Here is a 19,988-nt window from a genome sequence, read left to right as displayed (position 1 = left end):
TTCTCGTGCCCGGCTTCGGGCGGTATGGCCCGTTCGCGCCCCGGCCCGCGGCGCGAGAACCGCGCGCCCGATTGCCGACCCTGCAGGTCGTGGCTACTTTCGAGGGGTGCAGTTCACACTTCCAGCGGCTCGACTTGAGTAGGTGACTTGCGTGGCTCTCCCCCCTCTGACCCCGGAACAGCGTGCGGCGGCACTCGAGAAGGCGGCCGAGGCTCGACGCGTTCGCGCGGAGATCAAGAACCGGTTGAAGTACTCCCAGGGCTCCCTCAAGGACGTGATCACCCAGGGGCAGTCCGACGACGTCGTCGGCAAGCTCAAGGTGGTCTCGCTGCTCGAGTCGCTGCCGGGAGTCGGTAAGGTGAAGGCCCGGGCGATCATGGAGGAGATCGGGATCGCCGAGACTCGTCGCGTCCGCGGCCTCGGGCCGCACCAGAGGGACGCCCTCATCGAGAGGTTTGGCTGACATTTCCGCACCACCCGCCGGACGCCCGGCACCGCGTGATCATCAGGGCACCCACGTGCCCAGCGGACCGGACGCCGGCGGGCACGGGCCCGACCCGGTGCGCCTCACCGTGCTCGCGGGGCCGACCGCGGTCGGCAAGGGCACGGTGTCGGCGGACATCCGGGCGCGCTACCCGCAGGTGTGGCTGTCCGTGTCCGCCACCACACGCCCCCCGCGCCCCGGCGAGGTCGACGGCGTGCACTACCTCTTCGTCTCCCCGGAGGAGTTCGACCGCATGGTCGCGGCCGGGGAGATGCTCGAGTGGGCGGTCGTGCACGGCCGGCACCGGTACGGGACCCCGCGGGGCCCCGTCGCGGAGCGGCTCGCGGCCGGCACGCCGACGCTGCTGGAGATCGACCTGCAGGGCGCGCGCCAGGTGCGTGCGGCGGTGGACGCCCTGGGCCTGGACGCCCAGTTCGTCTTCCTGTCGCCGCCGAGCTACGAGGAGCTGGTGCGTCGGCTCGTGGGCCGCGGCACGGAGAGCGCCGAGGAGCGCGAGCGGCGGCTCGCGACGGCACGCGAGGAGCTCGCGGCCGAGCAGGAGTTCGACGTGACGATCGTCAACGACGACGTCACGCGTGCCACCGACGAGCTCGCGTGCGTGATGGGCGTGACCTCCACCGCACCGCAGGTCGCCCGCTGAAGGCGGGTAGGATGGGTCGCTGACCCCGAGAACTTTTCCCGCTCCGACGTGTTCATTGGAGAGTGACCCATGGCCGGAACCGTGGCCCAGCCCATCGGCATCACCGACCCGCCCATCGACGAGCTGCTGCAGCGCACCGACTCGAAGTACGGCCTGGTGCTGTACGCCGCGCAGCGCGCGCGCCAGATCAACGCGTACTACTCGCAGCTGAACGAGGGCCTGCTGGAGAACGTCGGCCCCCTCGTGGAGACGCGCAACCAGGAGAAGCCGCTGTCCATCGCCATGCGCGAGATCAACGAGGGCCTCCTCGTCTCGACGCCGGTCGAGGAGAAGCCGGCCGACGCGACCGCCGCCGCCGAGCCCGTCATCGACTTCGGCGACGCGGGCATCACCGGCCTCGGCGACGAGCCGGCCCTCTGAGTCCCGCAGGTCCCGCATGAGGATCCTGCTCGGCGTCAGCGGGGGCATCGCCGCGTACAAGGCGATCCTCCTGCTGCGCCTGCTGCGTGAGCAGGGGCACGCCGTGCGCGTGCTGCCGACGGCGTCCGCGCTGCGCTTCGTGGGCGCCCCGACGTTCGAGGCGCTGTCGGGCGAGCCCGTGACCCCCGAGGTCTTCGAGGACGTCGCCCACGTGCCGCACGTGGCGCTCGGCCAGGGCGCCGACCTCGTCGTCGTCGCCCCGGCGACGGCCGACCTGCTCGCCCGCGCGGCCACCGGTCGTGCCGACGACCTCCTGACCTCCACGCTGCTCACGGCCCGCTGTCCCGTGGTGATGGCCCCCGCGATGCACACGGAGATGTGGGAGCACCCCGCGACCCGCGCCAACGTCGCGACCCTTCGCGAGCGCGGTGTCGTCGTGATCGACCCGGCAAGCGGCCGCCTCACCGGCGTCGACACCGGCCCCGGCCGGCTGCCCGAGCCGGAGGAGATCGCCCGGGTGGCCCTCGCGGCCGTCACGGCCGCCGGTGGGCCGGCCGCCGGCGCTGCCGCTGGTGGCGCTCCCGCCGTTGCTGGCGAGGAGGCGGGCGACCTGGCGGGACGGACCGTCGTGGTCTCGGCCGGGGGCACGCGTGAGCCGCTGGACCCGGTGCGCTTCATCGGCAACCGGTCCAGCGGGCGCCAGGGGGTCGCCCTGGCGCACGCGGCCCGGGCGCGCGGCGCGCGGGTCACTTTGGTCGCCGCGAACCTCGACGAGACGCTCGTCGCCGCGGCGCGCGGCGCGGGCGTGGAGGTCGAGCCGGTGGAGACGACCATGCAGCTGCGCGACGCGGTCCGCCGCGCGGCGGGCGGCGCCGACGTCGTGGTCATGGCCGCGGCGGTCGCCGACTTCCGGCCCGCGTCCGTGGTGGACGCGAAGATCAAGAAGGTGCCGGGCAGCGGGCCCGCCCCGATCGCGCTGGTCGAGAACCCGGACGTGCTGGCCGAGCTGGTCCGTGACCGGCTCCGGCCGGGGCAGCTCGTCGTCGGGTTCGGCGCCGAGACGGGGGACGCCCACGGGTCGGTGCTGGAGCACGGGAAGGCGAAGGCGCGGCGCAAGGGCGCCGACCTGCTGGCGGTGAACGCGGTGGGCGGCGGCCGCGGGTTCGGTGCCGAGACGAACGACGTCACGGTCCTGGACGCGCAGGGCGACGTCGTGGCGGAGGCGGCCGGCACCAAGCGCGAGGTCGCGGACGCGATCTGGGGCGTCGTGACGAAGCTCCTGCCCAGCATGTGAGACGTTCTCAGGGTGTGGGCGGTTTGACCCTCCGGGGACGGTGACCCTCGCGGCTCGTGCCCGTAGGCTGTCCGCCATGAGCGATGCGCTGCGCCTCTTCACGTCCGAGTCCGTGACCGAGGGCCACCCGGACAAGGTGTGCGACCAGATCTCCGACGCCATCCTGGACGCCCTGCTGGCGCAGGACCCGCACTCGCGCGTGGCGGTCGAGACGATGGTCACGACGGGCCTCGTGCACGTGGCGGGGGAGGTCACCACGGACGCGTACGTCGAGATCCCGCAGCTCGTGCGGGAGGTGGTGCGCCGCATCGGCTACACCTCGTCCGCGATCGGGTTCGACGGTGACTCGTGCGGCGTGTCCGTGTCGATCGGCCAGCAGTCGCCGGACATCGCGCAGGGCGTCGACAAGAGCCTCGAGGGCCGTGACGACGCCTCCGGGCCCCAGCAGACCCGCGACCCGCTGGACGCCCAGGGCGCGGGCGACCAGGGCCTGATGTTCGGGTACGCGAGCGACGAGACCCCGGCCCTGATGCCGCTGCCGATCTGGCTGGCGCACCGCCTGTCCGAGCGGCTCGCGACCGTGCGCCGCACCGGCGAGCTGCCCGGCCTGCGCCCCGACGGCAAGACGCAGGTGACGATCGGGTACGACGGCGACCGCCCCGTGGCGGTCGACACGGTGGTCCTGTCCACCCAGCACGACGCCGACATCGTGCAGGAGAAGCTACAGCGCGAGGTCGCCGAGCGGGTCATCGGCCCGGTGCTGGCGGAGGTCGCCGAGCAGGTGGACATCGAGACCGCCGGTGCGCGGCTGATCGTCAACCCGACCGGCAAGTTCGTGGTGGGCGGCCCGCAGGGCGACGCCGGCCTCACGGGCCGCAAGATCATCGTGGACACCTACGGCGGCATGGCGCGGCACGGCGGCGGCGCGTTCTCGGGCAAGGACCCGTCGAAGGTCGACCGCTCCGCCGCGTACGCGATGCGCTGGGTGGCGAAGAACGTCGTCGCCGCCGGCCTCGCACGGCGCTGCGAGGTGCAGGTCGCGTACGCGATCGGCAAGGCGCACCCGGTGGGCCTGTACGTCGAGACCTTCGGCACCCAGACGGTGCCGGTGGAGCGCATCACCGCGGCGATCAGCGAGGTCTTCGACCTGCGCCCGGCCGCGATCATCCGCGACCTGGACCTGCTGCGCCCGGTGTACGCGGCGACCGCCACCTACGGGCACTTCGGGCGGGAGCTGCCCGGGTTCACCTGGGAGCGCACCGACCGCGTCGACGCGCTGCGCGCCGCCGTCTGAGCTGCGTGGGGACCTGCGGCTCGTGGTCGGCGGGGCGTGATGAGATAGCCCCGTGAGCGACACCCCTGAGCCCGAGCAGCCCGCGCTGCTCGGGCTCGACGACGTCCAGGGGCCGTCCCGGGGCGGGCGGTCCCGGCGCAAGGCCGCGCTCGGCGCGCAGGAGATCGCCGACGAGCTGCCCGTGGCGCGGGTCGTGCTCGACCTGCAGCCCGCGCACCTGGACCGCGAGTACGACTACCTGGTGCCCGCGTCGATGGCCGACCAGGCATGGCCCGGCGTGCGGGTGCGCGCCCGGTTCGGGCCGCAGGAGGTGTCCGGGTACGTCGTCGCCCGCGCCGCGACGTCCGACCACACCGGCCGCCTGATGCCCCTGAAGCGCGTGGTCTCGGCCGACCCGGTGCTCAGCGAGCCCGTGCTGCGCCTGGCCCGCGCCGTCGCCGACCGGTACGCCGGCACCTTGTCCGACGTCCTGCGCCTGGCGGTACCGCCCCGGCACGCGCGGGTGGAGAAGGAGGTGCTGGCGTCGCTGGCCGCGGACGCCGAGCCGCCCGCGAGCCCCGCGGCGAGCCCCGTGACAGGTGACCCTGCGGGTGACCCGGGCGGGCCGGGGACGGGCGCGCCGGCGTCTGAAGGGGCGCACGGCGACGCCTGGGCCCCCTACCGCGGCGGGGAGGCGTTCTGCCGACACCTGCTGGCCGGCGGCGCTCCGCGGGCCGTGTGGACTCCCCTGCCGGGCCTGGCGCCGCCCTCAGGGCAGGCCGGCCCGGGCGACCCGGGAGGGACGGGCGCGGCGGCGGGCACGGTGCCGCACTGGGCCGATGCGATCGCCCTCGCGGTCCGGGCCACCGTCGCGGGCGGGCGCCGCGGCCTCGTCGTCGTGCCGGACGCGCGGGACGCGGACCGGGTGTGCACGGCCCTGGAGGCGGCGGGCGTCGAGGACCACGTGCGCCTCCTGGCCGACGACGGGCCGGCGCCCCGGTACCGGGCGTTCCTGCGCGCCCGGCACGGGCTCGCGTCGGTGGTGGTGGGCACGCGGGCGGCGATGTTCGCGCCCGTGCCGGACCTGGGCCTCGTCGTGCTGTGGGGGGACGGGGAGGACACGCTCGCCGAGCCGCACGCGCCGTACCCGCACGCCCGCGAGGTCCTGGCCCTGCGCAGCGAGCTGGAGGGTGCGGCGTCGCTGGTCGGGTCGCCGGGCCGGACGGTGCAGGCGCAGGCGATGCTCGCGTCCGGGTGGGCGCGCGAGATCGCGGCACCGCGCGACGTCCTGCGTGCCCGCGCCCCGCGGGTGCGTGCCCTGACGTCGGTGGAGCTGGCCGCCGAGGGGCCGGGAGCGGCCGCCCGGCTGCCGACCGCGGCCTGGCGGGCCGCCCGTGGCGCGCTGGAGGTCGGGCCGGTCCTCGTCCAGGTGCCCCGTACCGGGTACCTGCCCGTCGTGGCGTGCGGCCGGTGCCGCACCGCCGCGCGCTGCGGTCACTGCCACGGCCCGCTGGGGCTGCCGCGCGCCACGTCCGCCCCGCAGTGCACCTGGTGCGGTCGCCTCGCGGGGGGATGGCGCTGCGACGAGTGCGGGGACACCCGGCTGCGCGCCGTGCGCGTGGGCTCCGACCGCACCGCCGAGGAGCTCGGGCGGGCCTTCCCCGGCGTCCCGGTGCGGGTGTCGGCGTCCACGGCCCCCGGCGGCGTGCTCGACCGGGTCGCCGCCGCGCCGGCGCTGGTCGTGTGCACCCCGGGCGCAGAGCCGGTCGCCGACGGCGGGTACGCGGCCGCGCTGCTCCTCGACGCGGCGGTCGCCACGTCCGGCACCGGGCTCGCGACGGCGACCGAGGCGCTGCACCGGTGGCTCGCGGCCGCCGGCCTCGTGCGACCTGCCGCCCACGGCGGGCAGGTGCTGCTGGTCGGCGACGCGGCCCCGGCGCCCACCGGCGCGCTCGTGCGCTTCGACCCGGCCGCGCTGGCCGAGCGGGAGCTCGCCGAGCGGCGCGAGCTCGCCCTGCCCCCGGCGGTCCGGATCGCCGCGGTCACCGGCGACCGCGGGGCCGTGTCGGCGCTCGTGGGACGCGTCGGGCTCGCGTCGGGCGAGGCCCTCCTCGGCCCTGTCGAGCTGCCCCCGGACCCGGGCGGTCGCGCCGCTGCCCTGGAACCGTCGGTGCGGGTCGTCCTGCGCGTGCCGTTGGCGTCGGGGGCGGAGCTGGCCCGCCAGCTGCGCGCCTCGCTCGCGGTCCGGTCCGCCCGGAGAGAGGGTGGCAGCGTGCGCGTGCAGCTCGACCCGAAGGAGATGCTCTGAGATGGGTGACGACCCGATCGACACCGTCGTGCTGGACTTCGGCAACGTGCTCGTGGGCTGGGACCCCTACGGCGCGTTCCCGGGCCGGCACCGGGACGAGGTCGACGCCTGGATGGCCGAGATCGACTTCCCGTCGTTCAACCGCGCCCAGGACGCGGGCCGCACCTGGGCACAGGCCCGGGAGGCGCTCGCGGACCGCCGGCACCTGGTGCCGATGCTCGACGAATATGTGGCGGGCTTCGCCGGCACCCTCACCGGCCCGATGCCGGGATCGGCGGCCCTGGTGGAGGAGCTGCGCGACCTCGGGCTGCGGCTGATCGGGCTCACCAACTGGTCGGCGGAGCTGTTCGAGCACGCCGCGCCCGCCGCCCCGGCGACCGCGCTGATGGACGCCGTCGTCGTCTCCGGGCGCGTGGGGCTCGCGAAGCCGGACCCGGCGATCTTCGACCACCTGACGCGCGTGCACGACGTCGACCCCGCCCGCGCCGTCTTCGTCGACGACAGCGCGGCCAACGTCGCGACGGCCCGCGAGCTCGGGTTCCACGCCGTCCTCTTCACGGGCACCGACGCCCTGCGCTCGCGGCTGCACGCCATGGGGGTCCCGGTCGGCGTCGGCTGAGCCACGCGCCGCACGCACCGCGGGCGCCGGCCCGGGCCACGTGCCGCTGACGGCGTGCGTCGCCGGCCCGACTACGATCGGGTGGTGCGTCTGCTCTTCGCCGGTACCCCGGAACCTGCCGTCCCCTCCCTGCGAGCGCTGCTCGCGTCCCGCCACGAGGTCGTCGCCGTCCTGACCCGCGCCGACGCGCGCGCCGGACGCGGTCGCCGGCTGGTGCCCAGCCCGGTGCGGGCCGCGGCCGAGGAGGCGGGGGTGCCCGTGCTCACCGACGTCCCCCGGGGGGAGGACTTCGTCGCCCGGCTGCGCGAGCTCGAGGTCGACGCCGCCCCCGTGGTCGCCTACGGCCACCTGCTGCGCCCCGACGTGCTGGCCGTGCCCCGGCTGGGCTGGGTGAACCTGCACTTCTCCGTGCTGCCCGCCTGGCGCGGCGCAGCCCCGGTGCAGCACGCGGTGCTCGCGGGCGACGAGGTCACCGGCGCCACGACGTTCCTCCTCGACGAGGGCATGGACACCGGCCCGGTCCTGGGCACGGCCACCGAGACCGTCCGGCCCCGCGACACCTCCGGCGACCTGCTGGAGCGGCTCGCGACCAGCGGGGCGGGCCTCCTCGTCGCCACCCTCGACGCGCTCGAGGACGGGACCCTGGCGCCCCAGCCGCAGCCCGCCGACGGCGTGAGCGTCGCGCCCAAGATCACGACCGACGACGCCCGCGTGCGCTGGGACGACCCGGCGCACGCCGTCGACCGCCGCGTGCGGGCGGTCACCCCGGCCCCGGGAGCGTGGACCACGTTGCCCGCCACGCCGGGGGTGGACGCCGCGCCCGGTGTGCGCCTGGGCCTCGGCCCGGTGACCCCGCGCCCCGACGTCACCGACCTCGCCCCCGGGCAGGTGCGGGCCGGCAAGCGGGAGGTGCTCGTCGGCACCTCCAGCCACGCCGTCGAGCTCGGGCAGGTGCGCCCGGAGGGCAAGAAGCCCATGGTGGCCGCCGACTGGGCCCGCGGGCTCCGCGGGGTCCTCGACGCCGCCGGCGGCGCCGTCCTCGGGCAGGAGGCACGATGAACGACCGCACGCACGGGACGAACCGCGGCGAGGGTCGTGGTGGGGACCAGGGCAGGGACCAGGGCGGGGACCGCCGCGACTCCCGCGGACGCCAGCGGGGGGCCGCCCGGTCGCGCGGGGCGCAGCACCGCACGTCGCAGGCGCCGTCCGCACGTCGCCGGCGCACCGACCCCGCCCGCACGGCCGCGTACGACGTCCTGCGTCAGGTCGACGGGTCCGACGCCTACGCCAACCTGGTGCTCCCGCCCCTGCTGCGCGAGCGCCGGATCTCCGGGCGCGACGCGGCCTTCGCCACCGAGCTCGCGTACGGGACGCTGCGCCTGCAGGGGAGGTACGACGCGATCCTCGCCCGGTGCGTCACCCGGCCGCTCGACCAGGTGGAGCCCGAGGTGCTCGACGTGCTGCGCCTCGGCGCCCACCAGGTCCTCGGCATGCGGGTGCCCGCGCACGCGGCCGTCTCGGAGACGGTGGCCCTCGCGCGCGACCGTGTGGGCGCCGGGCCGGCGCAGATGGTCAACGCCGTCCTGCGCGCCGTCGGGCGCACCCCCCTCGACGGGTGGCTCGCCCGCCTCACCGACGAGGCCCCCGACGCCGTGAGCGCGCTCGCGGTCACGGGCTCGCACCCCGTGTGGATCGTGCGCGCCCTGCGCGAGGCCCTCGCCGGCCACGGACGCGGCCCCGACGAGGTCGGCGACCTGCTGGACGCCGACAACACCGCACCACGGGTCACCCTCGTCGCACGCCCCGGGCTCGCGGACCCGGACGTGCTGCGCCGCGAGGCGTCCGACGCCGACGTGCGCCTCGAGCCCGGCCGCCTCGCCCCGACCGCGCTCGTGCTCGCCGGCGGCTCCGACCCGGCCGGGCTGCCCGCCGTCGCCGACGCCCGCGCCGGCGTGCAGGACGAGGGCTCCCAGCTCGTCACCCTGGCGCTCGCGGACGCCCCCCTGGAGGGGGACGACGCCCGCTGGCTCGACCTCTGCGCCGGGCCCGGGGGCAAGGCCGCGCTCCTCGCGGCGCTCGCGGCCTCCCGGGGCGCCACCCTCGTCGCCAACGAGGTGCAGCCGCACCGTGCCCGCCTGGTGGAGCGCGCCCTGCGCGCCGTCCCGCCCGGGGTCCTCGAGCAGGTGCGCACGGGGGACGGCAGGGAGCTCGGCGCCGAGGAGCCCGGCGCGTACGACCGGGTGCTCGTCGACGCGCCCTGCACCGGCCTCGGTGCGCTGCGCCGGCGCCCCGAGTCGCGCTGGCGGCGCACGCCGTCGGACCTCGGCGAGCTCACGGTGCTGCAGCGCGAGCTGCTCGCCTCCGCGCTGGAGGCCGTCCGGGTCGGGGGAGTGGTCGCCTACGTGACGTGCTCGCCGCACCTGGCCGAGACCCGGCTCGTGGTCGACGACGTGCTGCGCCGTCGTGACGACGTCGAGCGCCTCGACGCCCGCGGCGCCCTGCGGGCCGTGACCGTCTCCGGGGCCGACCTCGACCTCGGGGCCCCCGACGGCGGGGCGGGGGGCCTCGACGCACAGCTGTGGCCCCACGTGCACGGCACGGACGCGATGCACCTGACCCTGCTGCGCCGTACCCGTTGACCCGTCGTCCATTGGGGGCCTGGCGGGCCACCACCTCTTGTCGCAAAATCCTTGCACGTGAGTGGATGTCAGGATAACCTGACCACTATTGCCGGCAAGGAAAACCTGACACCAGGAGTGGCATGCCCGACACCGAACGCTGGACCACCGCACGCAGCGCCCGCGACCTCGGACGCTTCGTCAGCCAGGCGCGCCGCCGCCGCGGACTGAGCCAGGCGGCGCTCGCGGACGAGCTCGGCCTCACCCGGCAGTACGTGTCCGAGGTCGAGTCGGGAGCCGGCAACCTCTACATCACCCGGCTCTTCGAGATCCTCGACGACCTGGACGTCGACGTCCGCCTCGTCGAGCGGGGAGGGTCGGATGACTGAGCGGGCGACCGAGCTCGACGCCTGGCTCTACGGGAGCAGGGTCGCGCGGTTCTCCTCGCGCGACGTCGGCCGTGACGCGCGCCGGGTGGAGCTCGAGTGGGACGACGGCGCGCTGCGCAGGTGGGGCTACCGGTCGCGGCTGCTGTCCCACCTCCTGCCGATCGACCCCGACGAGCCGCCCGCGCCCGCGCGCGTGGCTGCATGGCTCGACGGGCTCATGCCGGAAGGCCGGATCCGGGAGCACATGGCGATCGACGCCGGCGTCGACCCGGACGACCCGGTCGCCTTCTTCCGCGCGTACGGGGGCGACACGGTCGGCGCGCTCGTCTTCGTCGCCCCCGGCGCCGAGCCGGCGGCCGACCGCCGGCCGGGCACACGGCTCGACGACGCCGGCGTGGCCGCGCTCCTGCGCGAGAGCATCGCCCGCGCCGGCGGCCAGGGCCGGGCGCAGCGCCTCACCAGCTCCCTGCCGGGGATGGAGCCCAAGATCGGGCTCGTGCACGACGGCGAGGGGTGGTCGCGGGCCTCCGACGAGCAGCCCACGACGCACATCCTCAAGGTCGCGCGGGATCCAGGCTCGCCCACGGCCGACCTGGTCGACACCGAGGCTGCGGCGATCGACCTCGCCCGCAGGGTCGGGCTGACGACCGTCGACGCACGCGTCGAGACGTTCGACGACGTGCGCTGCATCGTCGTCTCCCGCTACGACCGGGTGCCCGACCCGGGCGCGCCCGGCGGCCAGCGCCGCGTGCACCAGGAGGACGCGGCACAGGCCCTCGGCATCAACACCCGCGACCCGGAGCGCAAGTTCCAGCACGGGCGCACCCTGCCGTCCCTGGAGCGGGTCGCACGCGTCCTGCGCGACGACGGCGCCCGGCCCGACCCGCTGCTGGCGCTCACCGTCCTGAACCTCGCCGTCGGCAACACGGACGCGCACGCGAAGAACATCTCGATGCTGCGCCGCCAGGACGGCACGGTTGTGCTCGCCCCGGCCTACGACGTGTCGATGCACCTGCACCACGAGTACGCCTCGCGGGTGTTCGCGATGGACGTCGCCGGCGAGCGGGACATGGACCGGATCACCGCGGGGCACCTCGTCGCGGAGGGGGAGTCGTGGGGGCTGCCGGCGCGTCGTGCGGCCCGGGTCGTCGCACGCACGCTCGACGACCTGCGCTCGGCCCTCGGGGAGATCGACCGCGACGCCCACCCGGGCGTCGGGCCGCTCGCGTGGCGCACCGTCGTGGAGCGCACCGACGCCCTGCGCGCCGGGCTGCCCGCGTAGGGGTCAGCCGAGACTGCGGCTCCGCCACGGGCGCGTGCCTCGTCCCTCGGCCCCCACCCTGCGCTCCGCCTCCGTCTCAGCCGAGGGAACGCTGCAGCAGCATCGTGCTGACGCTGCGGCCGTGCTTGACGCCGACGTCGCGCAGCACGCCGGCCACCTCGAAGCCGAACCGCCGGTGCAGCGGCAGCGAGCCTGCGGCGGCCGGGTCGTCCGCGACGACGGCCACCACCTGGCGCACCCCGGCGAGCGAGCACGCGTCGAGCAGCGCCGACATCAGCCGGGTGCCGACCCCGCGGCCCTGCGCCGCGGGGGAGAGGTAGATGGAGTCCTCCACCGTGTAGCGGTACGCGGTCTTCGGCCGCCAGGGCGACGCGTACGCGTAGCCGACGACCTCGCCGTCGAGCTCGGCCACGAGGAACGGGAGCCCGCGCGCGGCGAGGTCGGCGAACCGCGCGGACCAGGCGTCGAGGGACGGCGGTTCCTCGTCGAAGGTCACGGCGGTGCGGGTGGCGTACGGCTCGAGGATGGCTGCCACGGCCGGCAGGTCGCCGGCCTCGGCTGCGCGCACCGCGGGCCGGGCCGGGGCGGCCGCCTGCGGCGCGTCGACGTCGTCGTCGGGCGTGCCGGCCGGGGGTCCGGCGGGGGAGTGGAGCGGAAGCACGGAGCGAGCGTAGTGGATCGCACGCCTACGCTGTGTCCATGCCTGCGCTGATCAACCCGAGCATCCTGTCGGCCGACTTCGCCAACCTCGAGCGCGACCTGGGCGCGATCGCGACCGCGGACTACGCGCATGTCGACGTCATGGACAACCACTTCGTGCCGAACCTCACGCTCGGGCTGCCGGTCTTCGAGCGCCTGGCGCAGGTCTCCCCGGTCCCGCTGGACGCGCACCTGATGATCGACGACCCTGACCGCTGGGCGCCGCAGTACGCCGAGGCCGGGGCCGCGTCCGTGACGTTCCACGCGGAGGCCGCGGCAGCGCCGGTGCGGCTCGCGCGGGAGCTGCGGCGGCTGGGGGCGCGGGCCGGGGTCGCCCTGCGCCCGGCGACCCCCGTCGAGCCCTTCCTCGACCTGCTGGCCGAGGTGGACATGATCCTGGTGATGACGGTCGAGCCGGGCTTCGGGGGCCAGTCCTTCATCGACGGGACGCTGCCGAAGATCCGCCGCGCCCGGCAGGCCGTGAGCGCCGCGGGCCTCGACGTGTGGATCCAGGTCGACGGGGGAGTGTCGCGGCAGACGATCGAGCGCGCCGCGGAGGCGGGGGCGGACGTCTTCGTGGCGGGCTCGGCCGTGTACGGGGCGGAGAGCGTGCCCGAGGAGATCGCCACGCTGCGCGGGCTGGCGAGCCGGCACACGCACTGACCGGCGCCAGGCGGGGTGAGGGCACACCACTCCTCGCTTCTCCGAAATAAATAGTGTGCCAAGCGCCGAGAAACCCCTGTGACCTCCGTCCCGGAGAACGAACGGAAGCCCGGACGGGCCCGGTCCGGCGTCTACGCTGGTCCGGTGAAGACCTTCGACTCCCTGTTCGCCGAGCTGTCCGAGAAGGCCGCGACCCGCCCCGCAGGATCGGGGACCGTCGCAGAGCTGGACGCCGGCGTGCATGCGATCGGCAAGAAGATCGTCGAGGAGGCCGCCGAGGTCTGGATGGCCGCCGAGCACGAGAGCGACGAGGCAGCGGCCGAGGAGATCTCGCAGCTGCTGTACCACCTTCAGGTGCTGATGCTGGCCAAGGGGATGACCCTGGAGGACGTGTACGCGCATCTGTGAGCGCCCGGCGCGTGACGCTCGCACACCACGAGCCCGTCCACGCGACCACCGAGCGCGCCTCGCAGCCCGCCGACCCGCCTCCGTCCCGCCGACCTGATCCGACCGAAGAGGTTTCCGTGCTCCGTATCGCCGTCCCCAACAAGGGTTCCCTGTCCGTCCCCGCCAGCGAGATGCTGCGGGAGGCCGGCTACCGCCAGCGCCGCGACACCCGCGAGCTGGTCCTCACCGACCCCGACAACGGGGTCGAGTTCTTCTTCCTGCGGCCCCGCGACGTCGCCGTGTACGTCGGGGCGGGGACGGTCGACGCCGGGATCACCGGCCGCGACCTGCTCCTCGACTCCGGGGCGGACGCCGTCGAGCACCTGCCGCTCGGCTTCGCGTCGTCGACCTTCCGGTTCGCCGCCCCGGCCGGCACCGTCACCGAGGTGGCGCAGATCGCCGGCAAGCGGGTGGCGTCGTCGTACACGACGCTCGTCCGGGCGCACCTGGCCGAGCAGGGCATCGAGCCCGCCGCCGTCGTGCACCTCGACGGCGCCGTGGAGAGCTCGGTGCAGCTCGGCGTCGCCGACGTCATCGCCGACGTCGTCGAGACGGGCACGACGCTGCGGGCCGCGGGCCTGGAGATCTTCGGCGAGCCGATCCTGCGCTCCGAGGCCGTGCTGATCCGGCACGCGGACGCCGTCGAGCCCGAGGGGCTCCAGGTCGTGACCCGCCGGCTGCAGGGCGTCATCACCGCCCACGAGTACGTGCTCATGGACTACGACGTGCCGATCGAGCTCGTCGACGCCGCCGTGGCCGTGACGCCCGGGTTCGAGTCGCCCACGGTGTCCCCGCTGCACAACGGGGAGTCGGCCGCGGTGCGGTCGATGGTCCGCCGGGGCGACACCAACCGCGTCATGGACGCGCTGTACGAGGTCGGGGCGCGCGGGATCATCGTGACGTCGATCCACGCCAGCAGGCTGTGACGCGCCTGCCGGGGTGGCCGGGTGTCGAGCACCTGGCCGTGGTGGCAGCGTGGTGAGCATGCGCACGACCGATCGCGACGGTTCGGGGCCCGGCCCCGTCGGCCCGGGGCGTGACGACGAGCGTTGGCGCACCTTCCGACCGCTCTGGGGCCGGGTGTCGGCATGGTTCGTGTGGGTGGTGGCCGCGGGCGGCAGCGTCGTCGTCGGCCTGACGGCGAACGGCCCGCTCGGCGCCTCGGCGGCCACCAAGATCTCCTTCGTCGCCTTCGCCCTGGCGGTGACCTGGCTGCTGTGGCGGCTGGGGGGAGTCCACGCCGTCCCGGCGCCGGAGGTGCTCACGGTCCGCAACCTCATCTACACCCGCCGGCTCGCCTGGCCGGAGATCGTCGAGGTCCGGCTCGGGCCAGGTGACCCGTGGGTCCGGCTCGACCTGGCCGACGGCGGCACCCTCGCCGTGATGGCGGTCCAGCGGGCCGACGGCGAGCGAGGGATGGGCGAGGCGCGCCGCCTGCGCGGGCTGGTCACCGAGCTCGGCGAGGCGACCGACCCCGCCTGACCGACCGGTCTGACGCAGCTCCCCAGACGCACGAGGCCCGCCCCGGGTGATCCCGGGGCGGGCCTCGTGCGTCGGTGGTGCGGCCGCGTCAGCGGGCCGCGGCGGGCCGGCGCTCGGAGCGCGGGGCGCGACGCTCCGGCGCCCCCTTGTCGAGGGAGATCCGCAGGGCCTTGCCGGCGACGTGCGCCCGGCCGATGCGGCTCATCGTCGCGTCGTCGAGCGGCCGGGAGATGTCCACCAGCGAGAAGTTCCCGAAGATGTCGATCTTCCCGATGTCGCTGCCGGACAGGCCGCCCTCGTGGGTGAGGGCGCCGACGATGCCGCGCGGCTGCGCGCCGTGCGTGTGACCGACCGAGATGCGGTACCGGGTGCCGTCGGGCGAGCGCCGGACGGGCCGGCCCCGGTCGCCGTCGGCACGCGGGTGCCGGACGGCGCGGTCGCCGTCGCGCTCCGCACGGTGCGTCTCGCGGTTGCGACCGCCCTTGGCCTCGGCGCGCTCACGGTCGTGCTCCTCCTGTGCGGCCCGCTGCTGGGGGCCGTCGTCGCCGACCGCGAGCGCCAGGAGGGCGGCCGCGACCTGCAGGACGTCCTGCCCGTCGGAGGGTGCGTCGGAGGGTGCATCGCCCACGGGAGCGTCGGTCCCGGTCGCCGCGGCCCGCTCACGGAGCATCTGCGTGTAGAGGTCGAGGCGGCCCGCCTCGACACGAGTGCCGACGGCGTCCAGGAGGCGCCGTGCGCGGTGCTGCGAGACGTCGCGGGGGGAGGGGATCTCCACCTCGGTGAGCTGGGTGCGGATGGTCCGCTCGATGTGCTTGAGCTTGCCCCGCTCGTGGGGCGTGACGAAGGACATCGCGCGGCCCTTGCGCCCGGCGCGGCCGGTGCGGCCGATGCGGTGCACGTACGCCTCGGGCTCGCGGGGGATGTCGAAGTTGACGACGAGGCCGATGCGGTCGACGTCGAGCCCGCGGGCGGCGACGTCGGTCGCGACCAGGACGTCGAGCGCGCCGGAGCGCAGGCGCTCGACGATCTTCTCGCGCTCCTTCTGGGCGACGTCGCCGGAGATGGTGGCGGCGGAGGTGCCGCGCTCCACCAGGGCGGCGCCGACCTCCTCGGCGTCCTTGCGGGTGCGCGTGAAGACGATGGTGGCGTCGGCGTCGGAGGTGGCGAGGACCCGCACCAGGGAGCCGACCTTGTGACGGAAGGGCACCACGGCGTAGGTCTGCTCGACCGTGCTGGTGGTGCTCGACTGCCGGTCCACGGTGATCTGCACCGGGTCGGTCATGTGGTGGTCGGCGACGGCGCGGATCGCGGGCGGCATGGTCGCGGAGAAGAGGGCGACCTGGCGCTTGGCGGGAGCCTGGCTGAAGATCGTCTCGACGTCCTCGGCGAACCCCATGCGGAGCATCTCGTCGGCCTCGTCGAGCACGAGGAACTTGACGTCCTCGAGGGAGAGCACGCCCCGCTCGAGGTGGTCCATGACACGGCCGGGGGTGCCGACGACGACGTGGACGCCGTCGCGCAGGGCGCGCTGCTGCGGGGGGTACGGCGACCCGCCGTACACGGGCAGGACGTGCAGGCCGGGCAGGTGCGTGGCGAACGACTCGACGGCCTCCGCGACCTGGATGGCGAGCTCGCGGGTCGGGGTGAGGACGAGGGCCTGCACGTGACCGCGGGCGACGCTGGCGTCGGGGTCGACGGCCGCGAGCAGGGGGAGTGCGAAGGCGGCGGTCTTGCCGGTGCCGGTCTGCGCGACGCCGGTGATGTCGCGGCCGTCCAGCAGCGCGGGGATGGCGCGGGCCTGGATCGGGGAGGGGGTGGCGAAGCCGAGGTCGTCGACGGCGGCCTGCAGGGGGGCCGGCAGGTTCAGGTCGCTGAACGTGGGGCCGGCGGGGGAGTCGGTGGAGTCGGTCGTCGCCGTGGGGGCGTCGGTGGGCAGGGTCGAGTCAGTGCTCAAGAAGATGCCGTTCGTTCGGTGGTGGGAGGAGTCCTGCGACGCCGGAGGGGCGAGGCGGTCGCTGGTTCCCGGACACACACCAGACCTGGCTCTTGGGCCGAGGTCGCACGAACACACGGGAGGCACGACGAACTCCGAAGGTGCTCCCATCGTACGCGGTCGGCGGCCCGGCCGGTCGGCGAGGCTCGGTGAGTTCGGCCACTGCTCGGTCGTTGCGGTGCGGAATCGGCTTGTCCCCGCTGCGTAGGATGTGCGCGTGCAGCCAGGCCAGGAGATCAGCAGTGCGGTCCTCACGGTCCCGAACCTGGTGAGCCTGGTGCGTCTGGCGCTGGTGCCGGTCTTCGCGGTGCTCATCGTGGTCGGTCAGGACGTGTGGGCCCTCGCCGTGCTGGCGTTCTCCGGCTTCTCGGACTGGCTTGACGGCGTGCTGGCGCGGCGGCTGAACCAGGTCACGCGGCTCGGGCAGGTGCTCGATCCCGCCGCCGACCGCCTGTTCATCCTCGTGAGCCTCGTGGGCCTGGCGTGGCGGGACATCGTCCCGCTGTGGCTCGTGGTGGTGATCCTGGCGCGTGACGTCATGCTTGCCTGCCTGGCGCCGGTGCTGGCGCGCCGCGGGTACGGGCCGCTGGAGGTCAGCTTCGTGGGCAAGGCGGCGACGTTCGCCCTGCTGTACGCGTTCCCGCTCCTGCTGCTCGCGACGGCGCCCGGGGCGCTCGGGGCGGTGGCGAGCGTCGTCGGCTGGGCGTTCACGTGGTGGGGCGTGGGACTGTACTGGGTGGCCGGGGTCCAGTACGCGCGGCAGACGCGTGATCTCGTCGTCGCGGACGACGCCCCGGGGGAGGCACAGGCATGACCGCACCGACCCCGACGCGGCCCGGGGCGGCCGGCCCGCGGGCGCGCCGCCCCGACGAGTCGATGACGCTCCTCGTCGAGGTCATGGAGAAGCCGCTCGACCCGGGCTACGCGGAGGCTGCCGCCCGTCGCGCGGCCCGAGGCGACGACGTGCCTCGCCGCCGGCGCGGTTCGGGTGTGGTCCTGCTCCTCCTGCTCGGCGTTCTGCTGGGCCTGCTGACCGTCTCTGCCGCGCGCGAGCTGCGAGCGCCCGAGGCCGGGGTCTCCGAGGCCCGTCAGGTGCTCGAGGACCAGATCGTGGAGCGGCGGGAGACGGGCGACGACCTGCGGGCGCGGTCGGTGCGGCTCAGCGCCGAGATCGAGGCCCTGCAGCACACGGCGCTGGAGAGTCAGGACCCGGCGCTGCTGGAGACCCTCCGTCTCGACGGCGTCGTGAACGGGTCCACGCCGGTGACGGGGCCGGGGCTGGTCGTGACGGTCTCCGACGGGGGCGGCGGGCTCGAGGACGCGGAGACCGACCCGAGCTCGCGCGTGCGCGACGCCGACGTGCAGACCGTCGTCAACGCGCTGTGGGCGTCGGGTGCGGAGGCGATCGCGGTGGACGGCCAGCGGCTCACGTCGATGTCGGCGATCCGCAACGCCGGGGACGCGATCCTCGTGGACCTCGTGCCGCTGTCCGGGCCCACCTACGTCATCCACGCGGTGGGTGACCAGGACTCGATGCAGACCGCGTACGCTCGGACCGGCGCTCCGGCGTACCTGCAGCTCCTCGGGTCGCGCTACGGGATCTCCTCCAGCGTGGTCCCGCAGAGCGAGCTCGAGCTGCCGGGGGTCGGGACGCAGACTCTGCGTCACGCGAGCCCGGTGGGCGGCAGCGGCGACGACAGCGTGACCGGTACCGAGGATGAGACCGAGGAAGAGACGCAGGAGGAACGCCCATGATCGCCGTGGTCGGGCTCGTGGTCGGCGTGGTCGCCGGCCTGGTGCTGCAGCCCACCGTGCCTGTCGCGCTGCAGCCGTATCTCCCTATCGCGGTGGTGGCGGCGCTCGACGCCCTCTTCGGCGGGTTGCGCGCCAAGCTCGACGGGCTGTTCGACGACAAGGTCTTCCTGGTGTCGTTCCTGTCGAACGTCGTCGTCGCGGCGTTCATCGTGTTCCTCGGCGACCAGCTCGGCGTGGGCTCGCAGCTGTCGACCGCCGTGGTCGTGGTGCTCGGCATCCGGATCTTCTCCAACGCCGCCGCCATCCGCCGGCACCTGTTCAAGGCATGAGCAGCGGCACCCCGGGGCGTCCCGGCGACGAGCCGGACGAGCCGCAGCAGGACGAGGCCGGACCCGCGACCGACGGAACGCCCGACGAAGCGACCGAGCACGGCGACGGCGCGTCCGCCACGGAGGACGTCGACCCCCGTGGCGACGACGTCGAGCCGGAGACCGACGGCCCCGACGAGGAGGCCGGCGACGACGTCGAGGATCCGGCGGAGGACCCCGTCCCCGAGGAGGACCTCCCGTCGCCCCCCGACGTCACGGCGGACGACTCCGACCGCGACGGCACCGCGGACGAGCCGGAGACCGAGCCGGAGGTCGTCGACGCGCCGCCGACGGAGCGCGCCGCCGACGAGGATGCGGAACCGGACGGCACGCACGCCCCGGTCGCGCCGGGGACGGCGGAGCCGGCACCCGAGGACGACGACCGAGCCGGGCGGCGCGACGACACGCACGACGACACGGAACCCGACCCCGACGGCGAGCCTGTCCGCCCCGCCGCCGACGAGCAGGCGGCGGCCGCGAGCGCCGGCACGCCTGCGGAGGGTGGGCCCACGAGCGGGTGGCGGCGTCTGGGTGCGGCGCTGCGCCCCCGGGCGGCGCGGTCGCAGATCCTCGCGGGCGTGCTGTGCGCGGCCCTGGGGTTCGCCCTCGTCGTCCAGGTGCAGCAGTCGGCGTCGGACCAGCTCTCGTCGGCACGTCAGGAGGACCTGGTACGCCTCCTGGACGAGGTGACGAACCGGGCGGAGCAGCTCTCTGCGGAGGTCGCCGGCCTGGAGGACACGCGGGACGACCTGGAGTCGGGGTCCGGTCAGGCGCAGTCCGCGCTCGAGCTCGCGCAGCAGCGGGCCGAGTCGGAAGGCATCTTGTCGGGGCGCCTGCCTGCCGAGGGGCCCGGCGTGCGGATCGAGATCGCCGACCCGGGCGGTGTCCTGGAGGCGGCACAGCTGTTCAACGTGCTCGAGGAGCTGCGCAACGCGGGCGCGGAGGTCGTGGAGGTCAACGGCGTGCGGCTGGTGACCTCGACCTGGTTCCGCGACGAGGACGGGGCGATCGTCGTCGACGACGAGCCGCTCGAGTCCCCGTACGTGTGGACGGTGATCGGTGACCCGCAGACGATGGACCGTGCGCTGGAGATCCCCGGTGGCGCGCTCGCCACGGTGCGCACCGCGGGGGCCGAGGCCACCACGACCACGCGCGACCGCGTGGAGATCACCGCGGTGCGCGAACCGGCCGAACCGCAGTTCGCGACGCCGCAGGAGCCCACCGAGTGACGCC

The 19,988-nt window shown here is 75.2% G+C and carries 21 protein-coding genes; 19 read left to right on the top strand and 2 right to left on the bottom strand.

What is annotated here, in order from left to right; all coding sequences use genetic code 11:
- Nucleotides 1-151 precede the first annotated feature (151 nt).
- From mihF to IEW03_RS07935, 11 genes are all read left to right on the top strand, one after another.
- Nucleotides 152-463, top strand: coding sequence for an integration host factor, actinobacterial type (mihF, locus tag IEW03_RS07985; protein ID WP_188523105.1), 312 nt, complete (start codon nt 152-154; stop codon nt 461-463).
- 55 nt (nt 464-518) lie between these two features.
- On the top strand, nt 519-1,145 hold the full coding sequence (gmk, locus tag IEW03_RS07980; protein WP_229737817.1) for a guanylate kinase: 627 nt from the start codon (nt 519-521) through the stop codon (nt 1,143-1,145).
- A gap of 69 nt (nt 1,146-1,214) precedes the next feature.
- Nucleotides 1,215-1,565: a DNA-directed RNA polymerase subunit omega gene (gene rpoZ, locus IEW03_RS07975; protein WP_188523104.1), complete on the top strand. Its 351-nt coding sequence runs from the start codon at nt 1,215-1,217 to the stop codon at nt 1,563-1,565.
- Nucleotides 1,566-1,581: 16 nt separating this feature from the next.
- Nucleotides 1,582-2,859: a bifunctional phosphopantothenoylcysteine decarboxylase/phosphopantothenate synthase gene (locus IEW03_RS07970; RefSeq protein ID WP_188523103.1), complete on the top strand. Its 1,278-nt coding sequence runs from the start codon at nt 1,582-1,584 to the stop codon at nt 2,857-2,859.
- A 76-nt stretch (nt 2,860-2,935) separates the two neighbouring features.
- The gene (metK, locus tag IEW03_RS07965; RefSeq protein WP_188523102.1) at nt 2,936-4,153 is read left to right on the top strand and encodes a methionine adenosyltransferase; all 1,218 of its coding nucleotides are present in this window, start codon (nt 2,936-2,938) and stop codon (nt 4,151-4,153) included.
- Nucleotides 4,154-4,205: 52 nt separating this feature from the next.
- Entirely contained in the window at nt 4,206-6,440 is a 2,235-nt protein-coding gene (locus IEW03_RS07960) for a primosomal protein N' (protein WP_188523101.1), read from the top strand.
- A 1-nt stretch (nt 6,441) separates the two neighbouring features.
- Complete coding sequence (locus IEW03_RS07955) at nt 6,442-7,059, top strand: HAD family hydrolase (RefSeq protein WP_188523100.1); 618 nt, start codon at nt 6,442-6,444, stop codon at nt 7,057-7,059.
- A gap of 84 nt (nt 7,060-7,143) precedes the next feature.
- On the top strand, nt 7,144-8,118 hold the full coding sequence (gene fmt / locus IEW03_RS07950) for a methionyl-tRNA formyltransferase (protein ID WP_188523099.1): 975 nt from the start codon (nt 7,144-7,146) through the stop codon (nt 8,116-8,118).
- The gene (locus IEW03_RS07945; RefSeq protein WP_188523098.1) at nt 8,115-9,698 is read left to right on the top strand and encodes an RsmB/NOP family class I SAM-dependent RNA methyltransferase; all 1,584 of its coding nucleotides are present in this window, start codon (nt 8,115-8,117) and stop codon (nt 9,696-9,698) included. Before fmt ends, IEW03_RS07945 begins: the two co-directional genes overlap by 4 nt.
- A gap of 122 nt (nt 9,699-9,820) precedes the next feature.
- Nucleotides 9,821-10,066, top strand: a complete 246-nt coding sequence (locus IEW03_RS07940; RefSeq protein WP_188523097.1) for a helix-turn-helix transcriptional regulator — start codon at nt 9,821-9,823, stop codon at nt 10,064-10,066.
- Nucleotides 10,059-11,348, top strand: coding sequence for a type II toxin-antitoxin system HipA family toxin (locus IEW03_RS07935; RefSeq protein WP_188523096.1), 1,290 nt, complete (start codon nt 10,059-10,061; stop codon nt 11,346-11,348). The genes IEW03_RS07940 and IEW03_RS07935 overlap by 8 nt, the downstream gene beginning before the upstream one ends.
- Before the next feature lie 76 nt (nt 11,349-11,424).
- On the opposite strand, the gene IEW03_RS07930 is transcribed toward IEW03_RS07935, so the two are convergent.
- Nucleotides 11,425-12,009 (bottom strand): GNAT family N-acetyltransferase, encoded by a 585-nt coding sequence (locus tag IEW03_RS07930; RefSeq protein WP_229737816.1) that lies wholly within the window; start codon nt 12,007-12,009, stop codon nt 11,425-11,427.
- A 38-nt stretch (nt 12,010-12,047) separates the two neighbouring features.
- Here IEW03_RS07930 and rpe point away from each other — a divergent pair, with 38 nt between their 5' ends.
- The 4 genes from rpe (at nt 12,048) to IEW03_RS07910 (ending at nt 14,639) form a co-directional block, all read left to right on the top strand.
- Nucleotides 12,048-12,710 carry a ribulose-phosphate 3-epimerase gene (gene rpe / locus IEW03_RS07925; RefSeq protein WP_188523095.1) on the top strand — a complete coding sequence of 221 codons (663 nt, stop codon included), beginning with the start codon at nt 12,048-12,050 and terminating at the stop codon, nt 12,708-12,710.
- 144 nt (nt 12,711-12,854) lie between these two features.
- Nucleotides 12,855-13,118: a phosphoribosyl-ATP diphosphatase gene (locus IEW03_RS07920; protein ID WP_188523094.1), complete on the top strand. Its 264-nt coding sequence runs from the start codon at nt 12,855-12,857 to the stop codon at nt 13,116-13,118.
- A 116-nt stretch (nt 13,119-13,234) separates the two neighbouring features.
- Nucleotides 13,235-14,083: an ATP phosphoribosyltransferase gene (hisG, locus tag IEW03_RS07915; protein ID WP_188523093.1), complete on the top strand. Its 849-nt coding sequence runs from the start codon at nt 13,235-13,237 to the stop codon at nt 14,081-14,083.
- Nucleotides 14,084-14,141: 58 nt separating this feature from the next.
- Nucleotides 14,142-14,639, top strand: a complete 498-nt coding sequence (locus IEW03_RS07910) for a PH domain-containing protein (protein WP_188523092.1) — start codon at nt 14,142-14,144, stop codon at nt 14,637-14,639.
- A gap of 88 nt (nt 14,640-14,727) precedes the next feature.
- Here the strand turns inward: IEW03_RS07910 and IEW03_RS07905 are convergent, their stop codons facing one another.
- Entirely contained in the window at nt 14,728-16,743 is a 2,016-nt protein-coding gene (locus IEW03_RS07905) for a DEAD/DEAH box helicase (protein WP_371870603.1), read from the bottom strand.
- A 106-nt stretch (nt 16,744-16,849) separates the two neighbouring features.
- Between IEW03_RS07905 and clsA the strand changes: the two genes are divergently transcribed.
- The 4 genes from clsA to IEW03_RS07885 are packed head-to-tail and all read left to right on the top strand — an operon-like array spanning nt 16,850 to nt 19,984.
- Nucleotides 16,850-17,446: a cardiolipin synthase ClsA gene (gene clsA / locus IEW03_RS07900; RefSeq protein ID WP_188523090.1), complete on the top strand. Its 597-nt coding sequence runs from the start codon at nt 16,850-16,852 to the stop codon at nt 17,444-17,446.
- Nucleotides 17,443-18,387 (top strand): DUF881 domain-containing protein, encoded by a 945-nt coding sequence (locus IEW03_RS07895; RefSeq protein ID WP_188523089.1) that lies wholly within the window; start codon nt 17,443-17,445, stop codon nt 18,385-18,387. The genes clsA and IEW03_RS07895 overlap by 4 nt, the downstream gene beginning before the upstream one ends.
- Nucleotides 18,384-18,716, top strand: a complete 333-nt coding sequence (locus tag IEW03_RS07890; RefSeq protein ID WP_188523088.1) for a small basic family protein — start codon at nt 18,384-18,386, stop codon at nt 18,714-18,716. The genes IEW03_RS07895 and IEW03_RS07890 overlap by 4 nt, the downstream gene beginning before the upstream one ends.
- Entirely contained in the window at nt 18,713-19,984 is a 1,272-nt protein-coding gene (locus IEW03_RS07885; protein ID WP_188523087.1) for a DUF881 domain-containing protein, read from the top strand. The genes IEW03_RS07890 and IEW03_RS07885 overlap by 4 nt, the downstream gene beginning before the upstream one ends.
- Nucleotides 19,985-19,988: the final 4 nt, after the last annotated feature.

The organism is Isoptericola cucumis (assembly GCF_014635665.1).
In the GTDB taxonomy this organism is placed as follows: domain Bacteria; phylum Actinomycetota; class Actinomycetes; order Actinomycetales; family Cellulomonadaceae; genus Isoptericola; species Isoptericola cucumis.
The sequence above is the reverse complement of the archived record's forward strand: the minus strand, read 5'-3'. Positions and strand labels throughout refer to the sequence as shown.